The organism is Streptomyces sp. NPDC048751, assembly GCF_043198595.1.
In the GTDB taxonomy this organism is placed as follows: Bacteria; Actinomycetota; Actinomycetes; order Streptomycetales; family Streptomycetaceae; genus Streptomyces.
Window position 1 is genome coordinate 481,367 of sequence record NZ_JBICUX010000007.1, and the last position, 25,542, is coordinate 506,908.

The window sequence follows — 25,542 nt, forward strand, 5'->3', positions numbered from 1 at the left end:
TTTCGCAACAGGCCCTAACCGGGCAGCGCCCTGCGCAGGGCCCCGTCCAGGTGGGCGGCCAGTTGGGCGTCGGTCGGCGGGGCCTCGCCGAACAACGCGCCCAGTTCGGTGGTGAACGTCTGGGTGAAGGCGCCGTACAGCGGGGTGCTGGGGCGGGAGACCGCCTGTTGGAGGGACGGGAGAAGGATCGGGGCGGCGTACTTCGGGCGGCCGGCGCTGTCGCGGGGCATGCGGTCGGCGCTTTCGCCGGTGGGGGTTGCCGCAGGCGACAGCGCGGAGGCGCGGGCGTTGGTGCACTTCACGTCCTGCGTGTAGACCGAGGTGCGGGTCGCGGCGAACCCGGCGTCCAGGAGGCAGCGTTCGCTGTCCGGGTTGGTGAGGAAGTCGATCAGGGCGGCCGCGCCGTCGAACCGCTGCGAGGACCGGGTCACCGCGAGGTTCTGCCCGCCCAGCACCGCACGCCCCGGCAGCGGGGCCACGCCGAGCTGATCCTCGGTGAACGTCTGGTGCAGGGTGCGGTAGGCGTACGGCCAGTGGCGCAGGAACGCCGTACGGCCGTCGGCGAAGTCGCCGAGGGAGGCCGACTCGTCGGAGCGGAACGCGTCGTCGAGGGTGTACGACGTGTCCGTGCGCCCGCGCAGTTCGGCGACGCCCGCCGTCAGCTCCTGCACGTCGGCCGTGTAGTGCCCGTCGGCGTCGGTGAGCGCGAAGCCCTTCGTGGCCGACGCGAACGCCTCGATCGCGTTGACCGTGAGGCCCTCGTAGGACGCCAGCTGGCTCGTCCAGCCCTCCTCGTACCCCTTGGGCTCCTTGCGGTCCAGGGAGTTGATCAGTTCCCGCAGCTCCTGCCAGGTGGTGCCCGCGCGGAGGTCCGTACGGCCCAGCTGGGCGAGGTAGTCGCGCCGGTAGTACAGGAGGCCGACGTCGCTGTTGAACGGCACCGCGTACACCTTGTCGTCCCACTTGGCCGTACGGGCCACCGAGGCGATGACGTCCGCGTCGACGGCGTCGTCCGCCAGCGGCCGGATCAGGCCCGCCTCGGCGAACTCCGGTACCCACGTCACGTCCAGGTTGACCACGTCGTACCGGGCGCTGCCCGACTGCAACGCGCCGAGCAGCTGGCTGCGCTGTTCGTCGGCGGAGCCGGGGAGTTCGACGAGGCGGGCGTGGTAGCCGGTGCCCGCCTTGTCCTGCTGCCGGTTCCAGGCGTCGATGAGCTGCTGGCGGATGCCGTTCTTGCCGGTCACGTCCCGGCCGCTGGCCACCACGATCTCGCCGGGCGTGGCGGACGCGACCGCCGGGTGCTCCGGATCGCCCGAGCCGCCCGAACCGCCCGCGCACGCGGTCACCGCGAGGAGCAGCAGTGCGAGCAGCATCCGTCGGGCCATCAGTCCTCCCCCGTTCCCGCACGCGCGACCTCGTCGTGCAGGTCGGCGCCGAGGTCGTCGCTCGCGTCCAGGCAGCGTCCGCCGCTCGCGTCGGCGATCCGGGCGTCGGCGCGGCCGCGGTCGCAGGCGCCGCTGTCCAGGGACACCATGACCACCGACACGCCCGCCTTCCCCGCCTCCCGTGCCTTCGCCAGCACCTGGTCGAGGTTCCTGCCGGTCAGCCGGTTGTTGTCCTCGTCGTCCGTGAGGAAGACGATCAGCTGCGGTCCGTCGTCGTCGGCGCCGCGGGCCTGCATGTCGGCGAACGCGTCGAGCAGCGCCGCGTGCGGGTCGGCCTCCGCGTCGCGCACCTTCGTGCGCCGTGGGTCGAGGACCCGTTCGGCCTCGGCGCGCTGCTGGTGCGGGCCGAACGCGAGTACCTCGTCGTGGCGTTCGCCGGTCGTGCCGGACACCGTCCACACGCCGTACTGGTCCTGGGCGCCGAGCCCGCCCAGCGACTGTTTCAGGATGCCGGGGCCGCCGCTCGGCCCCTCCCACAGGCCGCTCATGGAACCGGAGTTGTCGAGGAGGTAGAGGACCCGGCCGGGACCGCTGGCGCCGCGGTACCGCGTGAGCGTCGTCTCCAGCGTCGTCCGCTCGGCCTCCCCGACCGGCGGACCGTAGTCGGGCAGGACGCCCCTGCCGGAGTGGTCGGGGTCGAGCAGCGGGTGATCGCCGGCCGCGGACCGGAAACCGGCGTCCCGGAACACCGCGAGGCCGCCGTCCTCGTCGGTCAGCCACGTGTGGAAGCCCTTCACCGCGTCGTCGCGCGCCTCCGTGTCCAGGTCGGCGTCCTTCCAGCGGACCCGTACGAAGGTCGGGGTCAGGCCCGGTACGTCGGTCGGGTAGGCGGCCAGTCGCGGGGTGCGGGTCGCCCGGTGGCAGGCCACGCCGCTCTTCAGCAGGAACTCCGGGACGGCGGCGGCGCTGCGGCCGTCCACGCTCGCGTCGACGGGCAGCGCGCACAGCAGGTCGGAGGCGTTCGGCGACGGCGCGCCCGGCGCCAGCCGCCGTTCCGCCTCGCCCGCGTCGCCCGTGCCGTCGTACAGGCCCAGCGTCGCCAGCAGGGCGGCGGTCGTGAACTCCGGGTCGGGGCGGCGCACCTCGGCGTCCGCGTTCCGCCGCCGCAGGTCGTCGATCAGCCGGGTGAGCGAGCGTCCCTTGCGCTCCTTGACGGATCCGGCCAGGTCCCGGGGCACCGCGAGCACGACCGGCGAGTACACGAAGGGCGCGGTGTCCCGCTCCAGTTGGGCGAAGACACGGCCCTTCTGGCCGCCGACGACCCGGGTCACGTCCGTGGCGGAGGCCGGGATCCACACGTCGGGCTGCGGGCCGACGTCCCGCTGCGGGTTGTCGTCCTCGAGGACCGGCTCCTGCCAGGCGTCGGTGTCCTCGCGCAGCGCCGTGACCACGTCGGCGGCGCCCGCGTCGTAGACGGTGAGACCGCTGCGGCGGCAGCCCTGCTCGGTGGTGTTCGCCGCCGAGGTCAGATACGCGTCGGCGGCCGTGCGGACCGTCGACTCCAGGTCGGGGTCGGTCAGCACGCGCAGTTCGAGGGGCGGGGCGCAGGTGACGTCGTCGTCGGGGCCGATGAGGGCGTATCCGAGGCCGGAGAGCGCGAGGACGAGGACGACGCTCACGGCGGCCCGCAGCACGGGGCGGCCCTGCCGGAACCAGCGCCGGGTGGCGCGGGCGCCGGCGCGGAGCACTTCGAGGAGGGGCCGCAGGACGCGGGAGAGGGCCGCCCCCAGCGCGGCGAGGCGGTCCTCGAGCTTGATCTCCTCGACGATGACCCGATGGATCGTCACCGGCGCGTCCCGGGCCCCCAGCAGGACGTCCGTGTCCCCCGCCAGTTGGGGCCTCTGCGGCTCGCCGAGCGTGGTCCTGTGTCCGGCCGCGCTCATGCGTTCCGGTAACGCGTCGAACAGCTCCCGTAAGTGGACCTCGCCGCTCCGGTCGAGGAGGGGGAGGAGTTCCCGGGTGAACGGCGTGGGTGCCCTGCCGTCCCCGCCGTGGGTGAGCCGGTTGGCCTGCACGCTCATCAGCAGCAGGATCTTCCGCCGGTCGACGGCGTGTTCGTCGAAGTCCTGGAGGATCCGGGCCGCGTTACCCGCGTAGCAGCAGTCGAGGATCACCACGATCCGCTCGGCGCGGCTGCCCGCGAGCTCGGTCAGGACGCCGGTGAACTGTGCCGCGCCGGGGAACACCGCCCGGCCGCCCGCGACCACTCGCGCGTTGCGCATCTGGAGGAAGAGTTCGTTGCCCGCGCTGGGGACGGCGCCGTGTCCGGCGAAGTAGAGCAGCAGCAGGCCCGTGGCCTCGTGGGCGACACGGCGCAGTTCCTCGCTGAACTCGTCGAGGGAGGCGCCGGGGAGCGCGGTGATCTCGTCCGCGTCGAACACCCCGCCGCCGTGCAGGACGGCGCGCAGCCGGTCCAGGTTGTGCTCGACGCCGGGCAGGTCGCCGTCCACGCCGTCCGGTTCCTTCGGTCTGGTGTGGTCGTACGCGAAGACACCGACGAGCAGCGCCCGGTTCTGCTGTCCGCGCGGGTCGAAGCGGGTCACCGGACTACCTCTCGTCGGGGTTCACCCGATCGACCCGCACCTGGGGCGGTTCACCGCTTTCCACCTCGCGGCGGTTGTCCTGCCATGCCCGGACCGCCCTGGTGATGTGGCTGAGCAGTCGGTCCGTCACCACGGTGGTGGACGAGCTGACAACGACCAGCCAGATCTCCATCGCGACACCCATGTGCCCGTCGGGCACGTCCCCGCGGGGCCGCTCGACGATGCGTAACTCCTCCAGGAGCTGCTCGCGCTCCAGCCACGCCTTCAGGGCGCTGACGTCGCTTCTGCTCGCACTTTCGTCCAGCCGGACGCGGATGCCTTGGTCGGCCACACCTTCCCCCTCAGCCATACGCACCATCATGGCACCGGGGGTGCGCCGGAAGGGAGGGGTTGGACAGCAACGCCCCATTCGGGGCGGCCCGTTCCGTTCAGCCCTGTGTCTGGAGCTGGTGCAACTGCATCCGTACGTTCTCCAGCGCGCCCTCCTGCCGGCCGGGGACGCGGCCGCGCAACTCCGCGAGCGCGGGACCGAGTTCGCGGGCACGGGCCGCGTCGCCGATACGGCCCCACTGGTGGTGGGCGCGGTCGACGGCGGCTTCGACGGCGGGCGCGTCCGGTGCCTGTCCGGCGGCCAGCCGGGCGCCGGCGACCGCCAGCCAGGTCCGGCAGCTGCGTTCTGCGTCACCCGCGAACATCGCGAGGTCGGCGCGGACCTCGCTCCAGTGCAGGGCCTGTTCCGAGGCGGGGCCGTGGGTGCGTACGGCGGCCTGCTCGTGCCGTGCCGCCAGGGCGTCGGCGTCGGCGTGGCGGCCGGACTGGACGGCGGTGGCGATGTCGGCGTGCGGGTCGGTGCCCGCGCCAACGTCCGCACCGGGGGGCGGGGGCGGTGTGTCGGTTCTCGGCTGCGGGAGCGGGGTGGCCGGCCGCGCCCACGCGGCGGCAGCCGCAGCGTCAGCACGGCCCCACGGCCCTACTTGCGCTCCGGGCATCCCGGCGAACTGCGGACCGCCGAGTTCCAGGCCGCCCTCTCCCGGCCCCAGACGCGTCCACGCCTGCTGGTGCAGTTGCTCCTCCGGGGGGCGCCAGCCGCTGCGCAGTATCGTCGCCACGGCCTTCATGTACGCCGGGGACGCGACCCTGCGGCGGGACGGGGGCGGGGCGAGGCGGCCGTGGACACGGATGCCGGGGCCGCAGTCCAGCGGGTGGGCGCGGAGGTGGTCCCAGGTCTCCTGGTCGGCGTGGAGGTCGGCGTACAGGGTCGTGGAGCCCGGCTGTCGCAGGCGCAGCTCCTCGCGGAACCAGTGCCAGGGGAAGCCCGTGTAGCGCACGGTCGCGGGGGTGGTGCGGGCCAGCGCGAGATGGGGCAGGCGTTGGCGGCGGTCCAGCTGGAGCTGGCCGGTGACGTAGAGGGTGAGCGGGTCGGGGGCGGCCGCGGCGGCGCGGAGCCGGGTGAGGACGGCCTGCGGTTCCAGCGGGTCGGCGAGCTCCACGACGTTCGCGGTGTCCGTGCCGGCCAGTATGCCGGGCGGGACGGCCGCGAGGACCGGGAGCACGGAGGCCGCGTCCACCAGACACCCCTTGCCCACGGGCGAGGCCGCGAGCAGCAGCACGGTTCCGGGCATCGTCCCCCCTGTCACCGGTCCATCGTGTCGATCAGATACCTCAGCACCGTAACCGCTGCGGCTGCGAAGGTGGGCCCCAGGCCTGCAAACGTCCCTGTACGGGGCCTTCGGGCGGAGATCGGCGGCGACCGCCCACGGACTTCATGGGGTTCGGCGGCCCGTGTCCGGATCCGTTACGTCAATCGACTTGCCTGGCGTGCGCGCCAGGTGTGCCCTGGAAGGCAGGGGCGGCGAGAGAGAGGAGCACTCTCATGGCTCACGCGGCACCCTCGTCAGGAGTACGCCCACCGGAGCTGACCGGCAGGACCCGGGCACCGGACCTCTTCAGTGCCCGCGCGCACCGGGCCGCGGCATGGGCGACGCCCGTGGTGCTCGGGCTCGTCTACGGCTACTGGGCCGCGGCGAACCGGCGCGACGGCGGCCCCATCACCGGCTGGAACGTGCTGTTCGGCTTCGTGACCGCGCTCGTGTTCGCGGTGCTCTACGTCGTCGTCCGGGACCTCGCCCCGCGCATGAGGCGCGAATCGCACGCGCTGTCCTGGGGCGCGTTCTTCGGCGCCGCCTTCGGCTTCCTGTACAGCCAGACCGGCTACAGCGTCCTGCGGTCCTGTGCCCTCGGGGCGGTGATCGGCGCGGCCGTGGCCGCCTTCCATTTCTACCGCTACTACACGCGCGAGGACGCGGAGGGCCACCGCATCCACTGACACCAGCGGCAGCTCGCCCCGCGAGCGCGCACCCGCGTCCGCTCGCACCCGCACGCGTGGGCCCCGGCATGGTGGCCGGGGCCCGCGTTCCCTCATCCCTCCACTCACCCGATTGGGTAAGGGTCCAAGTCCCCCAACTCCAGGAAACACCCGTTGGGGTGAACGCTCCACCGGAGAGCCAAACCCCCAGGTCCGCCGCCCGCCACCGCCCGACACCCGGGTGGCCGCGCTCCGCTCGCGCCCGCGCCCCCCAGGCCCTTGCCTGGAAGCGTGTCCCGACGCCTCAGGACCGCTCTGTCGGCCTCCCTGATCGCCCTGGCCTGCCTGCTCGTGCCGTTCGGCGCACTCGCGGCCTGGGTGGAGTACGGCCTCGCGGACACCGGCCGGTACGTCACCACGATGGCGCCGCTCGCCACCGACCCGGCCGTACGGAACGTGGTCGCGGACACGGTCGGTGACGGCATCATGCGCGAGGTCGAGGCCGACCGTCCGCAGCAGCCCGCGGTCGCCCCGTTCGTGCACGACGCGGTCCACTCGTTCACGCAGACGCGGGCCTTCCGCACGGCCTGGGACGCGGGCAACCGGGCCACCCACGACGCCGTCATGGACGCCCTGCGCGACGACCGCGCCCGGACCGTCACCGTCGACCTCGCCCCCGTCACCCTCCAGGTCAAGCGTCAACTCGCCGACGAGCACATCGCGTTGGCGGACCGCATCCCGGTCGAGCACACGGCCGTGGCCCTGCTCCAGGCCCGGGACCTGGCCCCGCTCCGGAAGGGGTACCACGTGCTGCACGTCGCCGGTTTCTGGCTTCCCGTCGCGGCCGCCGTCTTCGCCGTCACCGGTATCGCGGTCGCCGCCCACCGCCGCCGCGCGGTCCTCGCGACCGCGCTCGGCACGGCGCTCGGCGGCGCGTTCCTCGCCCTCGCGGTCGCCGTCGGCCGCCGCCTCACCCTGGCCGACCTGCCCGAGGACCTCCGGCGCCCGGCCGGGGGCGCCGTCTACGACGCCCTGACCGCGACCCTGCGCACGGCCTCCTGGCTGCTGGTCGCCGTCGGCCTGACGGTCGCTCTGGCCACCTGGCTCACGGGCCGGTACGGGCCCCTCGCACGACGTCGGCGAGCGTCCGCAGCGCCCGCTCCAGTTCCTCCTCCGGGGCCGACGCGAGCCCGAGTCTGACCGCGTCCGGGGTGCGGTGGGGGTCGACGGCGAAGGCGGTGCCGGGGGTGACGGCGATGCCGTGCGCGGCGGCCGCGGCGGTGAAGGTGTCCGCCCGCCAGGGTGCGGGCAGCTCCCACCAGGCGTAGTACGCCCGCGGATCGGTCCGTACCGCGAAGGCGCCGAGGTGCCGGGTGAGGAGCCGCTGCCGGCGCGCCGCGTCCGCCCGCTTGGCCGCCACCAGCCGCCGTACGGTGCCGTCCCCGATCCACCGTACGGCCGCCTCCAGCGCGAACCGGCCCGCGCTCCAGCCTCCCGACCGCAGCGCGGCCGCCACCGCGTGGACCCGCTGCGGTGGTACGACGAGGAAACCGACGGTGAGGCCGGGCGCGACCCGCTTGGACAGCCCGTCGACGACGTGGACCAGGCCGGGGGCGTGGGCGGCGAGCGGGGTGTCCTCGGCGTGGAGGAAGGACCAGATGCGGTCCTCGACGACCGGGAGGTCCAGCTCGGTCACCGCCCGCGCGAGCTGCCGTCGCCGTTCCCCGCTCGTCGTCAGCGAGGTCGGGTTGTGCAGCGTCGGCTGGACGTAGAGGGCGGACAGGGGCGCGGTGCGGTGGGCGGCGGCGAGGGCGTCCGGGCGCAGCCCCTCCGCGTCGCCCGCGAGCGGCACCAGGACGATCCCCAGCCGGGCCGCGATCTCCTTGACCAGCGGGTACGTCAGCTCCTCGACCCCGACCCGGCCGCCGGGGCGGACCAGGGAGGCGAGGGCCGCGGCGATGGCCTGACGGGCGTTGCCCGCGAAGAGCAGCCGGCCGGGGTCCGGGTGCCAGCCGGGGGCGGAGAGCAGGGTCGCGGCCGCGTCCCTGGCGGACGTGGTGCCGGTGGCGGCCGCCGGACGCAGCGCCTCCCCGAGCGCGTCGGGGCGCAGCAGGGTCGCGAGGGCGGGGGCGAGCAGCTCGGACTGGCCCGGCGCGGAGGGGTAGTTCAGCTCCATGTTGACCGGAGCGGCCGTGGCCCGCTCGATGAGCGCCCGCCCGGTCGGCTCGGCGGGCGCGGCCCGTACGAACGTGCCCCGCCCGACCTCGCCCACGACCAGCCCGCGCCGCACCAGTTCGCCGTACACCCGCCCCGCCGTGGACCCGGCGATCCCGCGCCGCCGTGCGAACACCCGCTGCGGCGGCAGCCGTTGGCCCGGCCTGAGCCGGCCGGCGGTGATGTCGTCGGCGATGCGGTCGGCGATGCGCCGGTAGTCGTCCACGAGGCTCCCATCTGCGCTGTCCGGTCATTGCACCGAGGGCAAAGATCTTATTGCACCGAGGAGTTGGGCGGATCTAGGGTCGACACATGAGCTCCTTCCTCGCATACGAGGACAAGGGAACGGATACCCCCCTCATCCCCCTTGTCCTCGTCCACGGCCATCCCTTCGACCGCACGATGTGGAACCCCCAGATCGAGGCGTTCGGCTCGGAGAGACGGGTGATCGCCCCCGACCTGCGCGGATACGGCGCGTCCCCCGTCGTCCCCGGCATCGCGCTCCTCTCCGACTTCACCCAGGACATCGCCGCGCTCCTGGACGACCTGAAGGTGGAGACGTTCGTGCTCGCCGGTCTCTCGATGGGCGGCCAGATCGCGATGGACTGCTACTGGCAGTTCGGCGACCGTGTCCGGGGCCTGGTCCTCGCCGACACCTTCCCGGCGGCGGAGACCCCCGAGGGCAAGGCGGCCCGCAACGCCATGGCGGACCGGCTGCTGCGCGAGGGCATGCGCGGATACGCCGGCGAGGTCCTGGAGAAGATGGTCGCCCCGTACGCCGACCCGGCCGTCAAGGCACACGTCCACCGCATGATGACCGCCACACCCGCCGAGGGCGCCGCCGCGGCCCTGCGCGGCCGCGCCGAGCGCCCCGACTACCGCGACCTGCTCACCAGGGTCACCGTCCCCGCCCTGGTCGTCGTCGGCGCCGACGACACGTTCACCCCGGTCTCCGACGCCCGGGCGATGCACGCGGCCCTCCCCGACTCGACCCTGCGGATCATCGACGGCGCGGCCCACATGCCCAACCTGGAGCGCCCGGAGGAGTTCAACGACGCCCTGCGGGCGTTTTTGAAGCGGGTGGACGACCGCCCGGAGGCGTAGTCCCCCTCGAGCGCCACCCCGTGCACCAGGCCGTGCGCCAGGCCGACGGTGAGACGATCCTGGAGCCGTGGGTCCCGGCGGAGGCACTGGATGAGTTCGACGCGCACATCGTGGGACGCGCCCGACGGGGGCGGTCGGAGCTCCGGCCGGCGGTTCGCGATCTGGTGTGCCGGGCTCGCGCTGGCCGGGGTGAGCGTGGTCGTCGGCTGCCGGGCCGTCGACACCGACGGCATCACGCCGGTCCCGCAGCTGCTCGCCTTCCTGCCGTGGCTGCTCGCGCCCACCGGGACCGCACTGGCCCTGGCACTCCTCGCCCGGTGGTGGACCGGGCTGGTGTGGGGCGTCGCGGTCCTCGGGCTGCTCGCCTGGTACGTCGAGCCGTACGGCAAGGTCGACGAACCCGGCGGCCCCCCGGTCGCCGAGCTGCGCGTGCTGACCTCGAACGTCGAGTTCGGCCGGGCGACGGACGCGCTGATCACCGCCGTACGCCGGGAGAAGCCGGACCTTGTATTCGTACAGGAGTGCGATTACTCGTGTGACGCGGCGCTGAAGCGCGAGCTCGACTACCCCCACCGGCAGGCCGTACGGGCGGCCGGTTCGAGCGGCTCGGTCATCCTCAGCCGTTTCCCGCTGAAGGGCACGGCCGGGGTGCGCGGCACGATGGGCATGCCCGGCGCCGTCGCCGAAGTGCGCGGCCACGCCGTACGCCTCCAGCTCGCGCACCCCATGCCCCCGCTGCCCGGCCAGATCGACCTCTGGCGACGCGAACTGGGCGCGCTACGGGACTTCGCGGCCGGCCCGGTGGCCCCCGTGATCCTCGCCGGCGACTTCAACGCCTCCCAGGACCACGCGGCCTTCCGCCACATCCTCGACACCGGCCTGCGCGACGCGGCCCGCCTCTCCGGGCGGTTCCGCACCCCCAGCTGGCCGTCCCGCACCACGCCGTTCCTGGGCGCCCAGCTCGACCATGTGCTCGTGTCGCCGGACTTCTCGGCGAGCGGGGCAAGGTTCCTGGCACTGGCGGACACGGACCACCGGGCGCTGGTGGTGAACGTGGCGCTGCACTGAGGAGGGGGCCCTGCGGGAGGAGCAGGGGGCCCTGCGGGACGGCAGGGCCCCCGAACCTGGTCCTCAGACGGTTCCTCAGGCGTTCCTCAGGCGTTCCTCAGACGCCGATGTCCTCCCCGTCCGCGCGCCACACGGCGACGACCGCCGGGCGGACGATCTTGCCGGGCCCGTCGGGCCAGACGCTCGCGGGCTTCTCCACGGACGCCCCGGTGATCTCCCCCGGGTGCTGCACGGAGACCAGCACCCGCCGGTCCTGGACGATCGGCCCGCACGTCTCCGCGCCGATGGGCATGGTCAGGAACTGCTTGAGCTCACCGCGCCGCGGGCCCTTCGTCGCGACCCCGTAGAGCCCGTCGTGGAAGCCGAGCTGGGCGCCGTCGGTGGAGATCCACAGGTTGCCGTGCGGGTCGAAGGCCACGTTGTCCGGGCAGGAGATCGGGCTGACGTCGTCCTTCGGGAAGCCGGCGAAGTAGGTCGCGGGGTCCTCGGGGTCACCGGCGACGAGGAACAACGTCCAGGCGAACTTCCGGCTGTCGGCCCGGTTCCAGCGCTCGGTGAGCTCCAGGATGTGCCCGTGCTTGTTGGCGTTGCGGGGGTTGGCCTCGTCGGCCGGGGCGTTCGCACCGACACCGCGGTTGGTGTTGTTGGTGAGGGCGACGTAGACCTTGCCGGTGTGCGGGTTGGGCTCGATGTCCTCGGGGCGGTCCATCTTCGTGGCGCCGACCTTGTCCCCGGCGAGCCGGGTGAAGACGAACACCTCCTCGGCGCTCATCCCGTCCACGTGCGAGACGGCGCCGTCACAGGTGGCCGTGGCCAGCGGGATCCACTCCCCGCTCCCGTCGAACTCGCCGTCCGCCGGGAGCTTCCCGGTCCCGTCGATCTCGATGGCGGGCGAGTCGCCGGTGAGCCGGGCGACGTAGAGCGTCCCCTCGTCGAGCAGCGACAGATTGTGCTCGCGCGCCGCCCGGGAGGTGCCGTGCTTGACGCGCTTGCTGCCGACGAACTTGTAGAAGTAGTCGAACCGCTCGTCGTCCCCGGAGTACACGACCGGCCGCCCGTCGTCGGTCAGCCGCACGGTCGCGCCCTCGTGCTTGAACCGCCCGAGAGCGGTGTGCTTGCGCGGCTTGGACGAGGGATCGTACGGGTCGAACTCCACGACGTACCCGAACCGGTGAGCCTCATTGGGCTCCTGCGCGACGTCGAACCGCTTGTCGAACCGCTCCCACTTGCGCTCGGTGGCCCCGGTGCCGATGCCGTACCGCTTGTCGGTGGCACGGGAGGCGTTGCCGAAGTACTGGTTGAAGTTCTCCTCGCCGTGGAGCGTGGTGCCCCACGGGGTGGTGCCGCCGGAGCAGTTGTTGAGGGTGCCGAGGACCTTGGTGCCGGTCGGGTCGGCGGAGGTCTTCAGCAGGTCGGACCCGGCGGCGGGCCCGGTGATCCGGAACTCGGTGGTGGCGGTGACGCGCCGGTTGAGCGGATGCCGGGGCACGGCGACGAGCCTGCCGGTCCTCCGGTCGCCCTCCACCACCACGGCGGACAGGCCGTGAGCGGCCCAGGCGACCTCGACCTGCTGCCGGGTCGGGTTGGCGGCGTCGTAGTTGCGGAACATCAGCACTTCGTCGGTGTACTCGTGGTTGGCGACGAGCAGTTGCCGATGACGCTCACCCGGCAGCGGCAGCAGGGCGAGGAAGTCGTTGTTGTACCCGAACTGCCCCGCCTGGGCGGCCGCCGTCTGGTTCTCCGGGTCGAACGCGGGCGCCCCGCGCAGGATGGGCTCACCCCACCGCACGACGACGTTCTGCCGGTAGCCGTCCGGGACGGTCACGGCGTCGGCGTTGTTGGGCGCGACGGACGGGAAGCGGAGGCCGCGGGCGGGGCGGCCGGAGGGCTTCTGGGCGGTGGCGGCGGACGCGGCGGCGACCGGCTGAGCCCCCACGACCCCGGCGGTACCCGCTGCCGCTGCGGCGGTGACGACGGCCGCGGCGCGCATGACGCTCCGACGGCTGAGGGCACCGGCGATGACATCGCCGACGTACGGGTTCGCGGTGGGGTTGGGCACCTCGTGGAAGCAGGCGTCACCACACCGGAAACGGCAGGTCAGGGCGGACCGGCCGCCGGGGTGTGAGTCGGACGAGCACGACGAGGTCGACGCGGTGGACGCGGACGTCGTGTTGATGATCGGCAGCTGGATGCGCATTTTTGCTCTCCCCTTGCTTCCCCTTGAATCTCGCGTGACGGACGGTATGGGGCACAACTGTGCGGAAGCAGGGCCGAGCGGTGAACGAGGGGTGAACCCGAGGCATCCGTAAGAAAGTTGGGGAGGCGAGAGCTGATGAAAACCGGCCAGAGGCCGAGCGGCCGGGCCCGTGGCCGCCGACCCTCCCCAAGATCACCATCCCGGGCCGCTAACCTTACGTGTCCGTCCTGGCCAGGGATTGACGGGCTACTCATGCGAAGGGTTGCGCACATGGGCATTCTCACTCTCCTGCGGAACGCGTTCGGCCGGTCACGCAAAGCGCGCACCGCCGATGCAGAGGGTGCGGAGCAGGTTCCTTCGCAGGATCCGGAGCCGACACCTCAGACGTCCCCGACGTCCCCGACGTCGGAGTCGACGTCGACTCCGTCTCCGGCGCCTGAGACGGCGCCGTCTCCGACGTCGACCTCCACTCCCACTCCCACTGCCACTTCCACGGCGGAGCCCCCCGAGGTCCCCGAACCCCGCACGTCCGACGACCACGAACACGAACTCGTCTCCGCCGCCTTCAACAACGTCACCGTCCCCAAGCAGACGCGTGTGACGGAGGAGGAGCAGGTACCTGCGGCGCAGGAGCCTGCGGCGCAGGAAGCGGCGCCTCAGGAGCCGGCGGCTGAGGAGCGGGCGGCTGAGGAGCGGGCGCCTGAGGCACCGGAGCCGGTCGCGGAGGAGCCCGCGCCTGCGGCGGAGGCGGAGCCGGAGCCCGAGCCCGTCGCGGAGGAGCCGAAGGCGGAGGCCGAGCCCGTGGCCGATCAGCCCGAGACCGAGCCCGTGGCCGAAGAGCCGAAGGCGGAGGCCGAGCCGGAGACCGAGGAGCCCGAGCCCAAGGCCGAGCCGGTCGCGGAGGAGCCGAAGGCTGAAGAGGCCGAGCCCAAGGCCGAGCCGGTGGCGGAGGAACCGAAGGCGGAGACCGAGGAGCCCAAGCCGGTCGCGGAGGAGCCGAAGGCTGAGGAGCCGAAGGCTGAGGAGCCGAAGGCTGAGGCCGAGCCGGAGCCCAAGGCGAAGCCGGAGCCGGTCGCCGAGGAGCGCAAGGCGGAGCCGGTCGCCGAGGAGCGCAAGGCGGAGCCCGAGCCGGTCGCGGAGGTCACCGAGCCCGCAGCCGCCGACGGCGAGTCCGCCCCACAGGGGCCACCCGCGGCCGACAACGAATCCAGCACGGGTGGTGCGGGTGGGAACAACCCGGCCGAAGGCGAAGCCGAGGCCGAACCGCAGCCCGAAGCCGCAGCCGCAGCCGCAGCCGCCGACAAGGCGACCGCAACCCCCCTCACCCGCCTGAAGTCCCGCGCCCCCGGCCTCACCACCGCCTACAAGGCCGCCGCCACCACCCTCAAGAAGCACGACCTCACCGGCACCCGAGCAAAGCTCTACCTCGTACTCGACCGCTCCGCGAGCATGCGCCCGTACTACAAGGACGGCTCCGCCCAGGCCCTCGGCGAGCAGACCCTCGCCCTCGCCGCCCACCTCGACCCCGAGGCCACGGTCCACGTCGTCTTCTTCTCCACGGAACTCGACGGCACCGGCGAGCTCACCCTCACCGAGCACGAGAACAAGATCGACGACCTCCACAACGGCCTCGGCCGCATGGGCCGTACCAGCTACCACGCGGCCGTAGAGGCAGTGATCGCCCACCACGAGAAGGAAGCCCCCGGCACCCCCGCCCTGGTCGTCTTCCAGACGGACGGCGCCCCGGACGCCAAGACCCCGGCCACCCAGTCCCTCACGGACGCCGCCGCGAACCACCCGGAGATCTTCTTCTCCTTCGTCGCCTTCGGCGAGCACGACAACAAGGCCTTCGACTACCTCCGCAAGCTGAAGACCGACAACACGTCCTTCTTCCACGCGGGCCCGACCCCGCGCGAGCTGACGGACGCCGAGCTCTACGAGGGCATCCTGACGGCCTGGCGCCCGTAGGGCCCTTCCGAGAGCGAAGGGGGGTGGAGCCCGTGGTTCCACCCCCCGAAACGCGGGTGAGTCGATCTCCACGAGCCCAGTAGGATTTCGGGCATGGCGGCCACTGGATCAGAGAAGCAGGGTGGCAAGGCGTACTACGTCTCCACCCCCATTTACTACGTCAACGACGCTCCTCACCTGGGCCACGCCTACACGACCGTCGCAGGCGACGTGCTCACCCGCTGGCACCGTCAGCGTGGCGAGAAGGTGTGGTACCTCACCGGCACGGACGAGCACGGTCAGAAGATCATGCGCACCGCGGAGGCGAACTCCGTCAGCCCTCAGCAATGGGCCGACAAGCTCGTCGACGAGGCCTGGCGCCCCCTCTGGGAGCACCTGGAGATCGCGAACGACGACTTCATCCGCACCACGCAGAAGCGGCACACCGACCGCGTCCAGGAGTTCGTGCAGGATCTGTACGACAAGGACGAGATCTACAAGGGCGGCTACGAGGGCCCGTACTGCGTCGGCTGCGAGGAGTACAAGCTCCCCGGTGAGCTCCTCGACGGCGAAGGCGAATTCGCAGGTCAGAAGCTCTGCCCGATCCACAAGAAGCCCGTGGAGATCCTCAGCGAGGAGAACTACTTCTTCAAGCTGAGCGAGTACGGCGACAAACTCCTCGCCCACTATGAGGCGAACCCCGGCTTCATCCAGCCCGAGTCCGCGCGCAACGAGGTCGTGAACTTCGTCCGCCAAGGCTTGCAGGACCTGTCGATCTCCCGCTCGACCTTCGACTGGGGCATCCCGATCCCGTGGGACCAGAAGCACGTGATCTACGTGTGGGTCGACGCGCTGCTGAACTACGCCACGGCGGTCGGCTACAACGAGAACCAGGCGAAGTTCGAAACCACTTTCCCGGCCGACGTCCACCTGGTCGGCAAGGACATCCTCCGCTTCCACGCGGTGATCTGGCCGGCGATGCTGATGGCGCAGGGCCTGCCCCTCCCCGGCAAGATCGCGGCCAACGGCTGGCTGATGGTCGGCGGCGAGAAGATGTCGAAGTCGAACCTCACCGGCATCAAGCCGCAGGACCTGACCTCGCACTTCGGCGTGGACGCGTACCGCTGGTACTTCCTGCGCGCGATCGCCTTCGGTCAGGACGGCTCCTTCTCCTGGGAGGACTTCTCCGCCCGCTACACCAGCGAGCTGGCGAACGACTACGGCAACCTGGCCTCCCGCGTCGCCGCGATGGTCGGCAAGTACTTCGGCGGCACGCTGCCGGAGTCCACGGCCGACGGCGAGGCCGAGAAGGCGGTGCACGACGGTCTCGCCAAGGCGGTCGCGGAAGCCGACCGGAAGATCGGCGACGACCTGGACTTCCAGGGCGGCATCCTGGCGGTCTTCGACTTCGTGAAGCAGGTCAACGGCTACATCACGGAGCAGGAGCCCTGGAAGGTCGCGAAGGACGACTCGGCCGAGGGCAAGGCCCGCCTCGCCACCATCCTCTACACGGCCGCCGAGTCCCTCCGCGCCATCGCCGTCCTCCTCAACCCGGTCATGCCGGAGACCTCCCAGAAGCTCTGGGACTCCCTGGGCGCGGAGCCGTCCCTCGGCGCCCTCGCGGACCAGAAGGTCCAGGAGGCGGGCGAGTGGGGCGTGCTCCCGGCCGGCTCGACGGTCACGAAGGGTGCGGTCCTCTTCCCGCGCCTGGAGGAGAAGCCGACCGCGTAGCAGTCCGTACGCAACCCTCCCCACCCCGCCGCGCGTCCCCCGATACATGGCACTGTTCGGAAACGCGCACACCGTCAACCCCGGCAAGGCCCAGCAGGACTACCAGCGCCTGCTGGGTCACGGGGAGCAGGTCCACGCCGCGTACCTGCTCATCCGCGACACCATCCTCTTCACCGACCGACGCCTGATCCTGATCGACAAGCAGGGGCTCACCGGCAAGAAGGTGGAGTACCACTCCATCCCGTACCGCAGCATCACCCACTTCTCGGTCGAGACAGCCGGCCACTTCGACCTCGACGCCGAACTCAAGATCTGGCTCTCCGGCACCCACGACCCCATCGAGAAGACCTTCACCAAGGGCGTCGACATCTACGAGGTCCAGGCGATCCTCACGCAGTTCGTCGCCGGGTAGCCCCCCAAGCGAGCACACCCCGCCACGCCTCCGGCGCGAGCGCGAGATGAGGGCCACCTAGGTGTTGCGGGTCAGGCCGTTGGTGACGGCGCATAGTGGTGGGCAAGGTTGGTGGCGAGGTCGCGGAGGTGAGCCCTGGCTTCGGTGGGGTCGTGCACAGTGATGGCGCTTCCGAACGGCAGTAGTGCTCGCACGTCCTCCAGGTGCAGGAAGCGGATCGTCACTTTGTGGCCGGTGGCGGATTCTTCATGGTCGTCCCGGACGAGTCGTTGGCCAAAGATCCGTCGCGCTCGCTCGATCTGGGTCAGGTCGATGGTGGCGCTGACCTCTATCGCATGGTTGTGTTCCCACTGATCAATGAGCGCTGCAGCGACGGTGGCCAGGGTCTGGTTCTCGCGGATCCGTCGTGGCTGGCCGGCTTCTTTCCACGCCGTGATCCGTTCGAGCCGGTACATCCGTGGCACTCGGGCACAGTCGGCGACGAGGTACCAGATGCCGGCCTTGGCGAGCAGCCCGTAGGGATCCACGACCAGGTCGCGTGGGCAGGACTCGCGTGGGCTGTCGTACTCGATCCGTAGCCGGCGACCTCGCCGCACTGGGCCGATCAGCGAAGCCGGAGCCGTGCCGGAAGTATGTGCCTGGAGCCAGGGACGGCTGTCCACGTGCACTACGTCGGTGAGCGGCAGGAGCTCATTGACTCGACGTGACCGTGTAGCGGCGATCTTGGAGAGCGCGCGCTGGCTTTCGACGGATGCGTTGAGCTCCGTACGTTGCTTCTCATCCAGCCCGGTGAGCGACAGATGGTCACGCTCGCCCGGCGTGAGTCGCGTGGGGTCGAGCCCGGACCCGGGCAGCATGGTCACGCCTCCGAGGCGGCCCCGTTGTGCGGTCACCGGCAGACCGGCGTCGCGGAGCCAGTTCAAGTCCCGGGTGATGGTTCGAAGGGACACCCCGAGCGCCGAGGCAAGTTCCTGTGTGGTCACGGCATCCCGTGATGCGAGGAGCAGCATCAGGGAGAAGAAGCGGTCTGGGGTCACACACCAAGTTTTTCAGGAATTTGCGACATGATACGGCGCATATCCCGGTCAGGCTGGTGGATGCGTACCTACGACCTGCGAGAAGGAACAACCATGACCACATCCGTCGTGTCCATCGTCTATGTGAACGACGCTCCCGCCGCAGCTCGTTTCTACGGCGACCTCCTCGGCATGAGCCCCTCGTTCGAGACTCCGGGATACATCACCTTCGACCTCGGGCCAGGCGCTGACCTCGCTGTGTGGTCTGACCAGTTCGAGGATCTGTCACCGGACGTCCCGCGTACCAGTGAGGTGTGCCTGGCCATCAACGGTGGACCCGACGAGATCAACGCGATCTTCAAGCAGTGGCAGTCCAAGGGCGTCACGATCCTGCACGAGCCTCATGACGCGGGGTTCGGGCTGACCTTCCTCGCAGCCGATCCTGACGGGAACCGTATCCGCGTGGCACCGCGGGGCTGAAAGGCCACCATGCGGCAGGCGCGCACGATAGGTGTCGCGCCTGCCGTTGTCTGACTTCGAGAGGACGACGAGTGCCCCACGCGAACGCGCCCCGGAGCGTCGAGGGCCGTAGGCGGCTCGTGAAGCGGTGCCAGACACGTCCACGGTCGCTCGACGGCCGGTCTTGCCCAGGTTCTTGGAATCGCGAACGTGCACCGTGCCGGGGGCGGTAGTCACCTCGATGCAGTTGTTGCCGTCACACCCCGGCTCGTCCGCCTCGCCGCCCCTGAGCTGCCGTACCTTGGCGTCGTCCGTCATGCCGCATCGCTCAGTCGTGCTGCGGACAGTCACCTTAAGCATCGGCTTCTCACTTTTCGCGGTGAGCGCGAGCCATCACGCGCGGTGCCGGCAACCCGAAAAGTCCACCCAGCCCATCCGTGGGACGCAGGGGTTCACCCCATGGGTGAACATCACCAATTAGCCCGTAGCCAGGCCGTGTTGTCTCCCTACAGTCACCCCAGAGCATGCCAAAGGCATGTGCCACAGACATGGCTGACAGCACTTCCCTTGCATCCCACCCCCAGGATGCCCGACAAGTCATCGGCGGTGGTCCTCAGTCCGGACGTGACGGAGATCCAGCCACTGGAACGAAGAGTGGACACCGTTCTGCGCGTCGAGCCGTCCGACGGGGACGATTTCCTGCTCGCCATCGAGACGCAGGGAGGGCGCGACCCGCGCAAGGCGACGAGCTGGTCGTACTACGTGACGTACCTGCAGGAGAAGTTCCACCTACCGGTGCTGCTCCTCGTGACCTGCAAGGACGGGGCCACCGCAAAGTGGGCGACGGGTCCGTTCACCTGCGAGGTGCGGGGGTGGACCACCCAGTGCACACATCCCCTGGTCCTGAGCCCGGCCAACGTTCCGCTGATCACCGACCAGCGGACAGCCGCCCGGAACCTGGCGCTGGCGACGTTCTCCGCCATCACGCATAGCCGGAACCCGAAGGCCACCGCCATACTGAAGGCCCTGGTCGGCGCCCTGCAGACGACGGACACCGAGACCGCCCAGTACTTCGGCGGGCTGTTGGAGATCGGCCTGGGAGACACCCCGGCCCGACAGACTTGGAGAAAGCTGATGGGTTTCACCAACTTCTTCCCCGGCCGGGGCACTCTCCTGGAGGAGACCTACCTCGAAGGCGAGGCCAAGGGGGAAGCTGCTGGCGAGGCCAAGGCCATTCTCCGGTTCCTGGAGGCGCGCGGCGTCTCCGTCCCGGACGACGCCCGGGAACGCATCGCCGGCTGCACAGACTTGGACCTCCTCAACCGCTGGTTGGACCGGACGCCCCATGCGCAGAGCGTCGACGACCTCTTCGCCGAGGGCCCGGAGGCCACCATGGCCCAGGCCGAATCCTGACTCAGGGCGCGCACATGAACGAGAACCCCGAGACGTCACCGGAACTGCTGGAGCTCCTACAGTTCACCTCGCTGTCCTTGGCTTTGGCGGTGCCCGCTGAGCTAGTACTGGCCGACTTCTACACGGGGCTGGAGGAGTTGAGACAACGCGGCTCCGTCTCGCTCCGGGAGATGGCTCGCATGCGTGCTCAGATGGGCAGACGGCCCGGGGGCAATCAAGAAGAGGAATGGGCTGGAGGATACGCCGCTGGATACGCCGCCGCCTGGGCTGCCGCGATCCTACGGATCCTGGATGGGCGGGACATCAACGTGCCCAAGGAGATCTACCGCGCCATCTCCGTGTGCCCCGACCCGGACGCCCTCACCGGCTGTCTCGACCGCGCTGTCACTGTCACCACCGCGGAGGAACTGTTCGCAACGGACCTGGCGAGCGGCGCATAGATCTGTCCGTCGGCCTGAAGTGGCCCGGAAAGCCCCTTGCTTCCCGGGCCCCCGGCCGTTCCTAGAAGCACCCCGGCACCGGTCGTGGTCGCCAGCGACGTCGGCAGATTCTTCGCGGACGTCACTGGCCCCGCCGTCGGAGCCGGTGTTTGGGTGACGCGTACAGGCTCACGACGATCGAGCGCCGGGCGTACAAGCTGTCTCGGCAGCCCGACGCCGAAGACCCTGGTGTCGTCATCACGGTGCGGCAGTCAGGTCTCGGCAGCGGCAGGAAAGTGACCGTGCAGACGGCGGGCCGGGCCCTGCCCGCCGACGTCTCACTCGCGGTTCTCTTCTCCGGAGTCGACCGGTCCGTGCTCACGCGGCGGGGCTCCGTACGAGCGGGCTTCTCGACGAGCCGACGCTCTCATGCTCGCCGTTGTCTGGAGGGGCCCGGGAACACGTCCCGGGCCCCTCACACATGCGCTACTTAAGAACGCCGGCGCCCGTCGTGGTCGCCAGTGACGTCGGCAGGTTCATCGCGGACGTCTCCAGGCCCGCCGTCAGGGCCGGGGTCCAGTTCACCGTGGTCTTGATCTTCTTCGACGACGCGGCGTTGTACGCGGCGACCAGGTCCGTCACCGTGCCGTTGACCAGGTTGCCGCCGCCCGCGACGGAGCCCGTGCCGTCGCCGCTGAGGACCTTGGCGGGCTTGGCGCCGGAGGGGAGCTTCCAGTAGTTGTTCTCGGCGACGACCTGGGCCTTGGCGCGGGAGTTGATGCTGTACTGCGGGGCGTAGCCGTTGAGGGTCGTGGTGTCGTAGAGGTTGTTGTAGACGTGGATCTGGCCGATGCGGGCCAGGGGAGCGCGCTGGACGATGCCCTTCCACACGTTGTGGTGGATGGAGACGCGCAGCTTGCCGACGCTGTCGGTGTCGCTGCTGCCGATCAGCATCGTCTTGTCGTGGTTGGTGAACTGGTTGCGCTCGACGGTCACCAGGTCGGAGCCCTTGGTGATGTCGAGGGCACCGTCGTGGATCTGGTACTCCCGGCCGTAGTACTTGGGGTTCGCGCTGTCGAAGTGCGGGCCGTCGGTGAACGTGTTGTGGTCGGCCCAGACGTGGGTCGCCCCGCGCAGGGTGACGGAGTCGTAGTTGGAGTTCCAGTTGCCGTCGTCGCCGTCCGTCGGGTCCCACTGCGGGAAGCAGTCCTCGGTGGCGGCGAAGGTGAGGTTGCGGACGATGACGTTGTCCACGTTCTGGATCTGGAGCATGCCGCCGGTGATCCCGGCCTTCGTGCCGGGCACGCCCACGATGCTCGTGTTGGCCGGCACCTTGAAGACGACGTTCTTCGCCTGCTTGGCCTGGGCCGCGGCGCGGGCCTTCTCCTGGGTGCCGGAGGGCAGCTTGGAGCGGCCGTAGGTGGCGGGGTCGTAGGCCTTCAGGTAGGCGGTGAGCGAGTAGCCGGTGCCGGAGGCGTAGTCCGCGCAGGTCTGCTTCTTGCCAGCGTCGTCGGTGTTGGCGTCGATCGTGCCGCTGACCTTGATGATGCGCGGGGTGGTGTCGGTCGCGGAGCCCAGCGCCTTCACCAGCTGTGCGCGGGTGGAGACCGTGAAGGTGTGCGCGGCGTCGGCCTTCGTGCCGCCGGTCGTCCCCGAGCCGGAGGACGCCCAGCCGTCCTTCGCGGCGAGCGTCTGGTGGTACAGGTCGACGGGGGCCGCGTTCGCGTTCATCACGACCACACCGGCGCCGACACCGGCCGCCACGACGGCGGCGGAGACGACGAGGGTGCGGCGCTTGCGGAGGGACCGGCGGTGGGAGGCTGCTGCCACGGAGGAGTCCTTACGGGGGTGGTGGGACATGTGCTGTGCGGTGTGAAGCTCCGGTGAACGGTGCTCACGACTCGTCAGTTGTCACCACTGCCGCAGGGGTTGCCGCCGGGCTGGATTTTTTTCAGAGGGGCGCCCGGGGAGAGACACGCACTCCCCGGGCGCCCCTTTTCATGTCAGCTCGCGGAAGCGGACGCGGACGCGGATGCTCCCGGCTGGACCGCGTCGTCCGTGCCGTCGTGGGTGGCGTCGGGGTCGACCCCCATGGTGATCGACCCGATCACACCCTTCGCGATGTTCTTCTTGTCGTACTTCAGCTTGAGCAGGCCGCCCTGGGTGCCGCTCTGGTCGTAGATGGTGTCCTCGGTGAGGGTGGTGCGCTCGGTGGTGCTGGTGGAGTACGGCTCCACCTCGGCGGAGGCGAGGACGGACTCCTCGTCGAAGAAGAACTGGCCGGTGTGGCAGGTGTGGCCGCCCTCGTAGCCGGCGTCGGTCCACTTGCCGTCGACGTGCACCTTGGTGTGGATGTGCACGGTGCGGCCGCGGTACCAGCCCGGGAAGATCGTCCTGAAGGTGACACGTCCCTGCTTGTCGGTCTTCCAGGTGCCGCGCAGGTACCGCTTGTCGTCGGTCGGCTCCTCGTGCCCACCGCCGCCGCCACCACCGGCCGGCGGCTCACCGGAGGGCGGCTCGCCGGTGGGAGTGCCGGAGGGGGCGCCGCCGCCCCCTGTGGACAGGCTCTCGTACCCCGAGTAGAGGCCCAGCGCGTCGCAGTGCCAGATGTCGACGGCCGCGTTGGCGATGGGCTTGCAGGTCTCGGAGTCGATCACCTTGAGGTCGAGGGTGAGCGGGATGCCCTCCTTGTCCTCGGTGATGTCCCGGCGGATCTTGTCGGCGTCGATGTAGTAGGGGCCCTCGGTGGTCTCGGAGGTGAGCTTGTAGCAGACCTCGGAGCTGGTGGACGAGGCCTGGGCAGCGGCTCCCTTCCCCTTCGGCGTCTCCCCGGCGAAGGCCCCGGCGGCCAGCGCGCCACCCGCCCCCACCGCGGCGACAGCCCCCGCACCGGCGACGACGACCTTGCGGCGCGTGAGATCCCTCTTGTGTTTCGGCCCTTCGGCCGTCTGATGTCCCGTCATGCCGAGGAAGCTAGGAGGCACGCCTGTCAGGACTATGAGAAAGGGCTAGGAATTTCTTACTCGTGGTCAGCCAGGCTGTGGAGGAGGCCGGCGAGGCCGTCGCGGCTGAGGGGGAGTATTCGGGCGGGGTCGTCGCTTTCGCGGAGGAGGAGGTGGCCTTCGGGGGCGGCGAGCTCGATGCACGAGGCGCCGTCGGAACCGCTCGAGAAGGACGACTTCTGCCACTGGACCACGTCTACAGCTCCTTCGCGAGGCGGTGGATGAAGTCCCGCGACAGCGCGGGCTCAAGCGATGCCGACTCCACCTTACGGAAGAGTGTTCGCATCGACTGAAGCTGTGCAGCCGCGTCGACGAATGCGGAACCGGATGGTGTGTCCTTCTGCACCGTGTCCAGGACGGGTACACGTCCGCCCGCGTACAGCAGCGCCGCGCTTGCCCCGGCGAACCCGTCCACGTCGAACGGGATCACGCGCACGGTGATGCCCGGCCGCTCCGACTGCACCAGAAGTTCGTCCAGTTGCCGACGGGCCACGACCCGGTCAGCCACTCGCGTACGCAGGACGGATTCGTGCAGTACCGCCGTGTACGGCGCCGCCCCCTCCCCGCCGAGGACAGCCTTGCGGTGCATGCGGTGCGCCACCCTCGCCTCCAGCTCACTCGTCGGCAACTCCGGCCGCCAGTACGCGAAGACCGCGCGCGCATAGTCCTCGGTCTGCAGCGGACCGGTCACATGGGTCGTGCCGATCTCCTGGACGAACGTCGCGTGGTGTTCCAGCTCCGCCAGGTCCAGGAAGGAGGGCGGAAGCACGCCCCGGTACGCCTCCCACCATCCCCGGGTCCGGTCGTTCGCCATGTCGACCAACGCTTCGATCAACTCGGCGTCCGCGCAGGCATAGTGAGCCGCCAGCCTCCGTACACGCTCTTCGTTGATCCCGGAGTTGCCTGCCTCGAACTGACTCATCTGCGCGGGGTTCACACCCAGCAACCCGGCCGCGTCACGGGAGGACAGGCCGGCCGCCTCCCGCAGTTTGCGCAGCTCAGCACCGAGGCGGACCTGGCGAAACGTCGGCTGGTTCCTCGCCGGCATACAGCTCTCACTTCCCCAACAGCATGTCGCCCGGGTGGGGTTGAAGCTCCCCGAACGAGTGCAAGATTACGCGAGCGGCTTGCGAGGGAGAAATATTTAGCCCTACTGTCTGTAGCGCCACGCACACCCTGCGAAACGGCGCCGGAAGCGCACCGCCCCGCCATGCCATGGCGGCCGCGACGAAGCCACCGCCAGCCGACCCCCTCCCCTCCCCCAACGAGGAGTCACGCATGCCCGAAACGCCCGCGGAGCCCTGGGAATACACCCTCCACATCCCCAACGACCCCCGAGCCGTCCCCATCTGCCGCCGCACCCTCCGCCTGATCCTCACCGCCCACGGCCTCCCTCACCTCACGGAAGCGGCCGAGCTCCTGGCCACGGAGCTGATCACCAACGCCGTACAGCACACCAAGGGCCCCGCCGCCATAAGGCTCCACGCCACCCACGACACCCTCCGCATCGGCGTCTGGGACTCCGACCCGAACCCGCCCCGCCCGGCCCAGGACAGCACCCCGGACTCGGAAGGCGGCCGCGGCCTCACCCTCGTACTCACCTGCGCGGACGCCTGGGGCTGGACAGAGCACCGGGACTCCGCCGGCACCGGCAAATACATCTGGTGCGAGCTGGCCGCCGCGGCGTGATCGCTTTTTCCCGCTTCGAAAGAGTGAACGCTGCCCCAAATCAGCCGGACAAGACGTCATCACCCACTTCCCCGGCCACAGGACGCTGTTCGAGGAGAAGTACCTGGAGGGCAGAGCCGAAGGCAAAGCAGAGGGTTCAGCGAGGTGTCGGAACGGGCAGCCGGGGATCAGCCCCAGCCGCCGCATCACCCGCGATGCCCAGCGCCGCGCGGGCGTCCTCCACATGCCGGAGCCCCTCCGCCGCCGTCCGGCTCACCGCCGCGTACTCCGCGGAGGTGCGCGCGGACGCCAACTGGGCCCGGGCCGTGCGGTGGTGGGCGGCGGCGTGGGTCAGGGACTGGGCCGCGTTCTCGTCGGCACGGGCCCACGCACGCACGTCCAGACCCGAGAGGCTTCCGCCCAACCGCACCAGCCAGCCGTTGGCCTCGGCCTCCGCGTCGAGGTCGGAGAGGGTGGCAGCCGACCGCCGCGAACGCCGCTGTGCCACGACCCCGACCATCGCGCCCACGATCAACAGCGCGGCCAGCGCGAGCATGAACCCCATGACTGCCCCTCTCTCCGGTACGACTCTCCGG

The 25,542-nt window shown here is 70.7% G+C and carries 23 protein-coding genes; 11 read left to right on the forward strand and 12 right to left on the reverse strand.

The genetic code is table 11. From position 1 onward, the window contains the following. Window positions 1-14: 14 nt before the first annotated feature. The 4 genes from ACGFNV_RS24635 to ACGFNV_RS24650 form a co-directional block, all read right to left on the reverse strand. On the reverse strand, window positions 15-1,388 hold the full coding sequence (locus ACGFNV_RS24635) for an extracellular solute-binding protein (RefSeq protein WP_393625133.1): 1,374 nt from the start codon (window positions 1,386-1,388) through the stop codon (window positions 15-17). Continuing rightward, on the reverse strand, window positions 1,388-3,991 hold the full coding sequence (locus ACGFNV_RS24640; RefSeq protein ID WP_393625134.1) for a caspase family protein: 2,604 nt from the start codon (window positions 3,989-3,991) through the stop codon (window positions 1,388-1,390). Before ACGFNV_RS24640 ends, ACGFNV_RS24635 begins: the two co-directional genes overlap by 1 nt. Window positions 3,992-3,995: 4 nt before the next feature. Beyond that, the gene (locus ACGFNV_RS24645) at window positions 3,996-4,340 is read right to left on the reverse strand and encodes a hypothetical protein (protein ID WP_393625135.1); all 345 of its coding nucleotides are present in this window, start codon (window positions 4,338-4,340) and stop codon (window positions 3,996-3,998) included. Between the two features lie 79 nt (window positions 4,341-4,419). Next, the gene (locus tag ACGFNV_RS24650; protein WP_393625136.1) at window positions 4,420-5,613 is read right to left on the reverse strand and encodes a hypothetical protein; all 1,194 of its coding nucleotides are present in this window, start codon (window positions 5,611-5,613) and stop codon (window positions 4,420-4,422) included. Between the two features lie 251 nt (window positions 5,614-5,864). Here ACGFNV_RS24650 and ACGFNV_RS24655 point away from each other — a divergent pair, with 251 nt between their 5' ends. Both ACGFNV_RS24655 and ACGFNV_RS24660 read left to right on the forward strand, forming a co-directional pair. Further along, window positions 5,865-6,317 (forward strand): hypothetical protein, encoded by a 453-nt coding sequence (locus ACGFNV_RS24655; protein WP_393625137.1) that lies wholly within the window; start codon window positions 5,865-5,867, stop codon window positions 6,315-6,317. Window positions 6,318-6,587: 270 nt separating this feature from the next. Next, complete coding sequence (locus tag ACGFNV_RS24660; protein WP_393625138.1) at window positions 6,588-7,496, forward strand: hypothetical protein; 909 nt, start codon at window positions 6,588-6,590, stop codon at window positions 7,494-7,496. Here the strand turns inward: ACGFNV_RS24660 and ACGFNV_RS24665 are convergent. Further along, a complete protein-coding gene (locus ACGFNV_RS24665) occupies window positions 7,402-8,736 on the reverse strand; it encodes a PLP-dependent aminotransferase family protein (RefSeq protein WP_393625139.1) in 1,335 nt (444 codons plus the stop codon). The genes ACGFNV_RS24660 and ACGFNV_RS24665 overlap by 95 nt on opposite strands. Before the next feature lie 86 nt (window positions 8,737-8,822). On the opposite strand from ACGFNV_RS24665, the gene ACGFNV_RS24670 reads away from it, so the two are divergent. Then, window positions 8,823-9,614, forward strand: coding sequence for an alpha/beta fold hydrolase (locus tag ACGFNV_RS24670; RefSeq protein ID WP_393625140.1), 792 nt, complete (start codon window positions 8,823-8,825; stop codon window positions 9,612-9,614). A 90-nt stretch (window positions 9,615-9,704) separates the two neighbouring features. After that, window positions 9,705-10,682, forward strand: coding sequence for an endonuclease/exonuclease/phosphatase family protein (locus ACGFNV_RS24675; protein WP_393625141.1), 978 nt, complete (start codon window positions 9,705-9,707; stop codon window positions 10,680-10,682). Between the two features lie 97 nt (window positions 10,683-10,779). Here the strand turns inward: ACGFNV_RS24675 and ACGFNV_RS24680 are convergent, their stop codons facing one another. Beyond that, window positions 10,780-12,879 carry a PhoX family protein gene (locus tag ACGFNV_RS24680; protein WP_393625142.1) on the reverse strand — a complete coding sequence of 700 codons (2,100 nt, stop codon included), beginning with the start codon at window positions 12,877-12,879 and terminating at the stop codon, window positions 10,780-10,782. A gap of 270 nt (window positions 12,880-13,149) precedes the next feature. Here ACGFNV_RS24680 and ACGFNV_RS24685 point away from each other — a divergent pair, with 270 nt between their 5' ends. The 3 genes from ACGFNV_RS24685 (at window position 13,150) to ACGFNV_RS24695 (ending at window position 16,969) form a co-directional block, all read left to right on the forward strand. Further along, window positions 13,150-14,847: a VWA domain-containing protein gene (locus ACGFNV_RS24685; protein WP_393625143.1), complete on the forward strand. Its 1,698-nt coding sequence runs from the start codon at window positions 13,150-13,152 to the stop codon at window positions 14,845-14,847. Between the two features lie 93 nt (window positions 14,848-14,940). Next, window positions 14,941-16,557, forward strand: coding sequence for a methionine--tRNA ligase (metG, locus tag ACGFNV_RS24690; protein ID WP_393625144.1), 1,617 nt, complete (start codon window positions 14,941-14,943; stop codon window positions 16,555-16,557). A gap of 46 nt (window positions 16,558-16,603) precedes the next feature. Next, window positions 16,604-16,969: a PH domain-containing protein gene (locus ACGFNV_RS24695; RefSeq protein WP_393625145.1), complete on the forward strand. Its 366-nt coding sequence runs from the start codon at window positions 16,604-16,606 to the stop codon at window positions 16,967-16,969. Window positions 16,970-17,040: 71 nt separating this feature from the next. On the opposite strand, the gene ACGFNV_RS24700 is transcribed toward ACGFNV_RS24695, so the two are convergent. Next, window positions 17,041-18,006, reverse strand: coding sequence for a helix-turn-helix transcriptional regulator (locus ACGFNV_RS24700; protein WP_393625146.1), 966 nt, complete (start codon window positions 18,004-18,006; stop codon window positions 17,041-17,043). A gap of 93 nt (window positions 18,007-18,099) precedes the next feature. On the opposite strand from ACGFNV_RS24700, the gene ACGFNV_RS24705 reads away from it, so the two are divergent. The 3 genes from ACGFNV_RS24705 to ACGFNV_RS24715 all read left to right on the forward strand — a co-directional run bounded on the left by ACGFNV_RS24705 (window position 18,100) and on the right by ACGFNV_RS24715 (window position 20,297). Beyond that, complete coding sequence (locus ACGFNV_RS24705; protein ID WP_393625147.1) at window positions 18,100-18,465, forward strand: VOC family protein; 366 nt, start codon at window positions 18,100-18,102, stop codon at window positions 18,463-18,465. 564 nt (window positions 18,466-19,029) lie between these two features. Beyond that, entirely contained in the window at window positions 19,030-19,857 is an 828-nt protein-coding gene (locus ACGFNV_RS24710; protein ID WP_393625148.1) for a hypothetical protein, read from the forward strand. 14 nt (window positions 19,858-19,871) lie between these two features. Continuing rightward, entirely contained in the window at window positions 19,872-20,297 is a 426-nt protein-coding gene (locus ACGFNV_RS24715) for a hypothetical protein (RefSeq protein ID WP_393625149.1), read from the forward strand. A 465-nt stretch (window positions 20,298-20,762) separates the two neighbouring features. Here ACGFNV_RS24715 and ACGFNV_RS24720 read toward each other — a convergent pair whose 3' ends face one another. The 4 genes from ACGFNV_RS24720 to ACGFNV_RS24735 all read right to left on the reverse strand — a co-directional run bounded on the left by ACGFNV_RS24720 (window position 20,763) and on the right by ACGFNV_RS24735 (window position 24,326). After that, a complete protein-coding gene (locus ACGFNV_RS24720; RefSeq protein WP_393625150.1) occupies window positions 20,763-22,106 on the reverse strand; it encodes a polysaccharide lyase family 1 protein in 1,344 nt (447 codons plus the stop codon). Between the two features lie 173 nt (window positions 22,107-22,279). Next, the gene (locus ACGFNV_RS24725; protein WP_393625151.1) at window positions 22,280-23,239 is read right to left on the reverse strand and encodes an intradiol ring-cleavage dioxygenase; all 960 of its coding nucleotides are present in this window, start codon (window positions 23,237-23,239) and stop codon (window positions 22,280-22,282) included. A gap of 56 nt (window positions 23,240-23,295) precedes the next feature. Further along, entirely contained in the window at window positions 23,296-23,472 is a 177-nt protein-coding gene (locus ACGFNV_RS24730; RefSeq protein WP_393625152.1) for a DUF397 domain-containing protein, read from the reverse strand. A gap of 2 nt (window positions 23,473-23,474) precedes the next feature. Next, a complete protein-coding gene (locus ACGFNV_RS24735) occupies window positions 23,475-24,326 on the reverse strand; it encodes a helix-turn-helix domain-containing protein (protein ID WP_393625153.1) in 852 nt (283 codons plus the stop codon). Window positions 24,327-24,556: 230 nt separating this feature from the next. On the opposite strand from ACGFNV_RS24735, the gene ACGFNV_RS24740 reads away from it, so the two are divergent. Then, window positions 24,557-24,967, forward strand: coding sequence for an ATP-binding protein (locus ACGFNV_RS24740; RefSeq protein WP_393625154.1), 411 nt, complete (start codon window positions 24,557-24,559; stop codon window positions 24,965-24,967). A gap of 136 nt (window positions 24,968-25,103) precedes the next feature. On the opposite strand, the gene ACGFNV_RS24745 is transcribed toward ACGFNV_RS24740, so the two are convergent. After that, on the reverse strand, window positions 25,104-25,511 hold the full coding sequence (locus ACGFNV_RS24745) for a hypothetical protein (RefSeq protein ID WP_393625155.1): 408 nt from the start codon (window positions 25,509-25,511) through the stop codon (window positions 25,104-25,106). Window positions 25,512-25,542: the final 31 nt, after the last annotated feature.

Coding starts and splice junctions, on each gene's coding strand:
- ACGFNV_RS24745 (WP_393625155.1), bottom strand. CDS start 25,511: ATGGGGTTCATGCTCGCGCTGGCCGCGCTGTTGATCGTGGGCGCGATG.
- ACGFNV_RS24740 (WP_393625154.1), top strand. CDS start 24,557: ATGCCCGAAACGCCCGCGGAGCCCTGGGAATACACCCTCCACATCCCC.
- ACGFNV_RS24650 (WP_393625136.1), bottom strand. CDS start 5,613: ATGCCCGGAACCGTGCTGCTGCTCGCGGCCTCGCCCGTGGGCAAGGGG.
- ACGFNV_RS24705 (WP_393625147.1), top strand. CDS start 18,100: ATGACCACATCCGTCGTGTCCATCGTCTATGTGAACGACGCTCCCGCC.
- ACGFNV_RS24715 (WP_393625149.1), top strand. CDS start 19,872: ATGAACGAGAACCCCGAGACGTCACCGGAACTGCTGGAGCTCCTACAG.
- ACGFNV_RS24725 (WP_393625151.1), bottom strand. CDS start 23,239: ATGACGGGACATCAGACGGCCGAAGGGCCGAAACACAAGAGGGATCTC.
- ACGFNV_RS24695 (WP_393625145.1), top strand. CDS start 16,604: ATGGCACTGTTCGGAAACGCGCACACCGTCAACCCCGGCAAGGCCCAG.
- ACGFNV_RS24675 (WP_393625141.1), top strand. CDS start 9,705: ATGAGTTCGACGCGCACATCGTGGGACGCGCCCGACGGGGGCGGTCGG.
- ACGFNV_RS24655 (WP_393625137.1), top strand. CDS start 5,865: ATGGCTCACGCGGCACCCTCGTCAGGAGTACGCCCACCGGAGCTGACC.
- ACGFNV_RS24710 (WP_393625148.1), top strand. CDS start 19,030: ATGCCCGACAAGTCATCGGCGGTGGTCCTCAGTCCGGACGTGACGGAG.
- ACGFNV_RS24645 (WP_393625135.1), bottom strand. CDS start 4,340: ATGGCTGAGGGGGAAGGTGTGGCCGACCAAGGCATCCGCGTCCGGCTG.
- ACGFNV_RS24670 (WP_393625140.1), top strand. CDS start 8,823: ATGAGCTCCTTCCTCGCATACGAGGACAAGGGAACGGATACCCCCCTC.
- ACGFNV_RS24635 (WP_393625133.1), bottom strand. CDS start 1,388: ATGGCCCGACGGATGCTGCTCGCACTGCTGCTCCTCGCGGTGACCGCG.
- ACGFNV_RS24685 (WP_393625143.1), top strand. CDS start 13,150: ATGGGCATTCTCACTCTCCTGCGGAACGCGTTCGGCCGGTCACGCAAA.
- ACGFNV_RS24735 (WP_393625153.1), bottom strand. CDS start 24,326: ATGCCGGCGAGGAACCAGCCGACGTTTCGCCAGGTCCGCCTCGGTGCT.
- metG (WP_393625144.1), top strand. CDS start 14,941: ATGGCGGCCACTGGATCAGAGAAGCAGGGTGGCAAGGCGTACTACGTC.
- ACGFNV_RS24680 (WP_393625142.1), bottom strand. CDS start 12,879: ATGCGCATCCAGCTGCCGATCATCAACACGACGTCCGCGTCCACCGCG.